We start from the raw sequence: 4,783 nt of genomic DNA, 5'->3' as shown, positions 1-4,783 counted from the left end.
CGGCCGTGACGCGGGCCATCGTCGCCGAGGAGCCGCTCTACCTCCGGGACCGCGAGGCGTGGGAACACTCCTCCGTCGCCGCCGAGCGGGGCTCCTTCGGTCCGGCTCGCGAACCGGACCTCGAAAGGGCGTACCGCACGTGACGCGCGCCGACGGCCGCAGGGGCGCGGCGGGGGACCTGCCCGTGTTGGCCGTCGTCTACGGGCGCGGGGCGGCCACCCCGCTGGGAATCCTGGACACGGCGCGGGGGCGTTGCACGGTGGTGTTCCTCGGCGACCTGGGCGATCCCCTGGTCGCCGCGGACCTGGCCCCGGTGTCGAGGAGCACGCGGGTGGTGGACACCCACGGGTTGACCGAGGGGCAACTGTGCGCGCTCGTCGTCGGGTTGGAGCCCGACGGGGTGGTGACGTTCAGCGATTCGTCGCTGCGGGCGACGGCGGTGGTGGCGAAGGCCTGCGGCCTGCCGTTCCACGACCCGGACACCGCGGACGTGTTGGTGGACAAGTTCCGCCAGCGCGAGGCCCTGGCGTCGGCCGGGGTCCAGAGCACGGCGTGCCGGCTGATCCGCTCCGCCGGGGACCTCGCCCCGGCGCTGGCGGCGACCGGGCTGCCGGCGGTCATCAAACCGCGGGCCGGGTGCAGCAGCACGGACACCTGTCGGGTGGACAGTGCGGAGGAACTCGCGGCACGGTACGAGGAGTTCACCGAAGGGGTGGCGGAGCCCCGCGCGTACGTACTGGAGGAGTACCTGGTCGGCGACCCCTCGGCGGTGGGGGACTTCTGGGGCGACTACGTCTCGGTCGAGTCGGTGACCAGGGAGGGCGACACCAGGACGGCGGGCGTCACGGGCAAGTTGCCGACGGCGTACCCCTTCCGGGAGACCGGTCTGTTCGTTCCGGCCGAACTCCCCGAGGACCTCGTCGAGCAGGTGGTCCGGCTGGAGCGGCGGGCGTTGCGGGCGCTGGGCGTCCGTGAGGGGGTGACCCACACGGAGATCAAGTTCACGCCGGAGGGCCCCCGGGTGATCGAGGTCAACGGACGCATCGGCGGCGGCATCTCCGACATCATGAAGCGTTCGTCGGGGGTCGACCTGCTGGCCCACGCCGTCGAGGCGGCGCTGGGCGCCTTCGACCCGCCCGAGCCGGTGCTCGGGCTCGACGGACCCGACCGCAGGGTCGCCTTCCAGTACCTCGTGTCCCCGCCGTCGGACGCCTGCGTCCCGGGCGGGGTAGAGCTCCTCGACGACCTCTACGACATTCCCGGCGTCGATCTGGTGGACGTCGCCGTCGACCCGGGATGGCGGGCCGACTGGCGGGCGGGGACGGAGTGGATGCTGGGGACGGTCTACGGTTCGGCCCCCGGGTTCGCCGAGCTCCGGATCACCCTCAAGGCCGTCCAGGACCGCATGGGCGCCTTCTGGTCCGAGGTCGAGGGCCGGCAGCGGCCGGCACGGCTGAGTCGGACGGACCCGGCCGGCTGAGTCGGCCGGCCCGCCCCGGCTCGGACGATCGGGGGCCGCCCCTTCGCGCGGGCGGCCCCCCGACGATCAGGCGCCTTACGCCGGGCGGCCCACCCAGTCCAGGCACAGCACCGTGGCGTCGTCGGTGGACTCGACGCCGGCGCCCCGGTGGCCCGCGAGGTGCTCCAGGATCGCCCCCGGAACCTGGGAGGGCGGCAGGAGACGGGTGCTGGTGACGGCCCGGGCGAGTGCGCGCATGCTGTAGCTCTCACCGGCCGGCGAGGCCACGTCGTAGACCCCGTCGCTCGCGAAGATGAGCCGGTCTCCCGGCTCGACCCGGAAGTCCTGGCAGGTGTAGACGCTGTCCTCGAACATCCCGAGGGGCAGCTGTGCCTCCAGCTCGACGGTCTCGACGTTCCCGTCGCGCAACCGCCAGACCTTCGGCGACCCCGCGTCGACGATCTCGACACGCCCCGTGTCCAGGTGGAAGTCGAGCAGCAGCATCGCCAGATGCCGCTCACCGCGGTACTGCCCGTAGACGGCCTGGTCCGCGAGGGAGGCCTGGTCGACCAGGCCGAGCCCGGCGCGGCGCGCGTTGCGCACGGCGTTGACCGCCAGGTTCGTCAGCAGCGCGGCGTCGATCCCGTCGCCCATGCCGTTGTTCACGCCGAGGAACAGGTGATCGGCCGAGGTCGACCAGTCGAAGCTGTCGCCGTAGATGGCGTAGGCGGGCTCCAGCTGCGCGCCGAGGCTGTACTCGGGACGGGCGCAGGAGCGGCCCGGGAGCAACTGCCACTGCATCTCGGCGGCGAGGGTCAGCCGGTCGGTGCGCCGTGCCTGACGGAAGAGGTCGGTGTCCCGTTCGGCCACGAGGAGCTCGTGGGCGAGCGCGTCGGCCACGAGCCCCAGCTCGTCCCTGTCCTCGGGCGTACCGGCACCCTCGGGCAACGTGACGCTCAGCACTCCGAGCCGGTCGCCGCGCACGCTCACCGGCAGGTGGACGATGACCCGCTCGCCGCCGTCCACGAGGTACGGCTCCTGGGCGCCGAAGGCCCGGCCGGGGGCCGTGGAGTACACCGACACCGGCTCGGCGCCGTGCGGCGGCGTGGTCAAGGGCTGCAACCGGGTCATGGAGTAGTCGGCCAACAGCAGCTCGACGGACAGCGCTCCGTGGCGTGCGACCAGCAGCGCGCGGATCTCGTCGAGCAGCTCGTGGGGTGCCGCGGCGCGCAGGATGCGCTCCACCGAATCACTTGGGGGCACGGGGTGCGGCCTGCCTCTCCTCTTCGTGGGTGTGGACGCGATGTGTGCATCCGGTAGAGGAGTGTCACACGGGTCGCGGGCCCGGACGTACCGGTGCGCCGCCAACCCCGCCCGGGGCGCCGGGTTCCGGGCCGGGCGGGCGCGGCGCGCCGATCTTCGACCGTGTCGGGCGGCACCGGGCGGAAGCGACATCGGGGGCGCGACGGTGGCAGAGTGGGCCTCATGCCTCCTCTCGACGATCACCCCGGCACGGAAGCACACCCTTCCGTGACGACCGGTGCGGTCGCGGAGCTCCTCGAAGTGCTGCTGGCGCGCGGCCAGGACGCCACGACTCCCGCGATATCTCCCTCGCAGTTGCGCGCGCTGCTCGTCGTGGAGCAGTCCGAGGGCATCAACCTGCGCACCCTGGGCGCGATGCTCGGTTCCCGACCGCCGTCGGTGACGCGTCTGTGCGACCGCATGGAGGCCATGGGGTTGCTGACCCGCTCGCGCAGCCGGACCAGCGGGCGCGAGGTCGAGCTGTACCCGACCCGGCAGGGCCGGGCGCTGCTGGACGAGTACCGGGCGATCCGGCTGCGGGAGTTGTCCGCCGTGCTCGACCTGATGGAGCCGGCCGCGATCGAGGCGCTGGTCGTGGGCCTGACGGGGTTGCGTCAGGCGGCCGCGGACCTCTTCGCCGCGGGGGCGCGGGCGGCGGGCCCCGAGGCGACGGTGGCCCCGCACGGGGCCGCGGCCCGGGAGTCGACCGCCAGGGGCGCCGGTGTCGGACCGTTGCGGACCACCCGGCTGTCCGACACGGCCTGACGTGCTCGGGGCGAGCGCGACGGATCCCGGCAACTGGTCAAACCCTGATGATTGACCAGTTAAAATATTGCCCGATGGCAAATGATCGCTCTAGTCTCGCTCCGGACGCACCAGGCGCCCGTCGGGCCTGCGCGCTGTGTGGCGAGAGGGGAAAAGCAACGCCATGGGGAGCGCTCTCGGCGTGGGGTCCTCGCACCCTGCCGACAACCCGCCACCGCTGTCGCGCGCAGTGGTGAGCCCGCCTCGGCAGGCCACGTCGATCGACGAGGACCGCTCCCGCGCACTGTGGAGCGGTCTTCCGCCGCGTGTCCTGCTCATCGAGGACGACGAGGGTGACGCCCTCCTCGTCGAGGAGCTGGTCGCGGACAGCGGCGTCGACGTGCGACTGGGTCGCGCGGGCTCCCTGGCCGAGGCCCTGCCCCGGCTGAAGGGCGAGGCGCCGCAGTGCGTCCTGCTCGACCTGCACCTGCCCGACGCCCATGGCCTCGACGCCCTCAACAAGGTGCTGGCCAACGCCGCCGAGGCCGCCGTGGTCGTCCTCACCGGTCTCTCGGAGGAGCAGGCGGGTCTCGCCGCCGTCACGGCCGGGGCGCAGGACTACCTGGTCAAGGGCCGCCTGGAGCCGGACGTCTTCATGCGCGCCATCCGTTACGCGATCCAGCGCAAGCACACGGAGCTCGCGGCGGCCTCCCTCCAGGCGAGCAGGCTGCGCGCGGAGGAGAACTCCCGACTGGAACGCGGTCTGCTGCCGACGCCGCTCCTGCTGGACGACACCGTCGCGGTCTGTGCCCGGTACCAGCCCGGTCGGGCCCAGGCACTCCTCGGCGGTGACTTCTACGACGTCGTCCAGACACCGGACGGGGCGACGCACGCCGTCGTCGGTGACGTCTCGGGGCACGGCCCGGACGAGGCGGCGCTCGGCGTGTGCCTGCGTGTGGCGTGGCGGGCGTTCGTGATGGCCGGCGCCCGCGGTCAGGACCTTCTGGAACTGCTGGAGAAGATCCTGGTCGCCGAGCGTTCCGGGCCCGAGATCTTCGCCACGCTCATCGCGGTCACCCGGCCGGCGGGCTCGCCGCACATCAGCGTGCAGCGGGCCGGACACCCCGGCTTCCTGGTGCGCTCCTCGGCGGGCGTGCGCCTGGAAGAGGTGCCCGGCGGCCCCGCCCTGGGCATCGTGCCCGACTGGGACACCCGGTGGCCCGTCGTCCAGGTTCCCGTCGAGAACACGGGGGCCGTGATGCTCTTCACCGACGGCCT

The 4,783-nt window shown here is 73.1% G+C and carries 4 protein-coding genes; 3 read left to right on the top strand and 1 reads right to left on the bottom strand.

The window, feature by feature from the left end; translation table 11 throughout:
* Positions 1 to 139: 139 nt before the first annotated feature.
* Positions 140 to 1,480, top strand: a complete 1,341-nt coding sequence (locus ADK55_RS09990) for an ATP-grasp domain-containing protein (RefSeq protein ID WP_053677142.1) — start codon at positions 140 to 142, stop codon at positions 1,478 to 1,480.
* 75 nt (positions 1,481 to 1,555) lie between these two features.
* On the opposite strand, the gene ADK55_RS09985 is transcribed toward ADK55_RS09990, so the two are convergent.
* On the bottom strand, positions 1,556 to 2,722 hold the full coding sequence (locus tag ADK55_RS09985; RefSeq protein WP_053677140.1) for a PP2C family protein-serine/threonine phosphatase: 1,167 nt from the start codon (positions 2,720 to 2,722) through the stop codon (positions 1,556 to 1,558).
* Positions 2,723 to 2,944: 222 nt separating this feature from the next.
* Here ADK55_RS09985 and ADK55_RS09980 point away from each other — a divergent pair, with 222 nt between their 5' ends.
* Complete coding sequence (locus ADK55_RS09980) at positions 2,945 to 3,526, top strand: MarR family winged helix-turn-helix transcriptional regulator (RefSeq protein WP_078998734.1); 582 nt, start codon at positions 2,945 to 2,947, stop codon at positions 3,524 to 3,526.
* Between the two features lie 163 nt (positions 3,527 to 3,689).
* A partial coding sequence (locus ADK55_RS09975) for a PP2C family protein-serine/threonine phosphatase (protein ID WP_078998733.1) occupies positions 3,690 to 4,783 on the top strand: 1,094 nt, incomplete at its 3' end.

Origin of the sequence: Streptomyces sp. WM4235, assembly GCF_001279725.1 — a bacterium.
In the GTDB taxonomy this organism is placed as follows: Bacteria; Actinomycetota; Actinomycetes; order Streptomycetales; family Streptomycetaceae; genus Streptomyces.
This window is presented reverse-complemented; position numbering and strand designations above follow the sequence as displayed.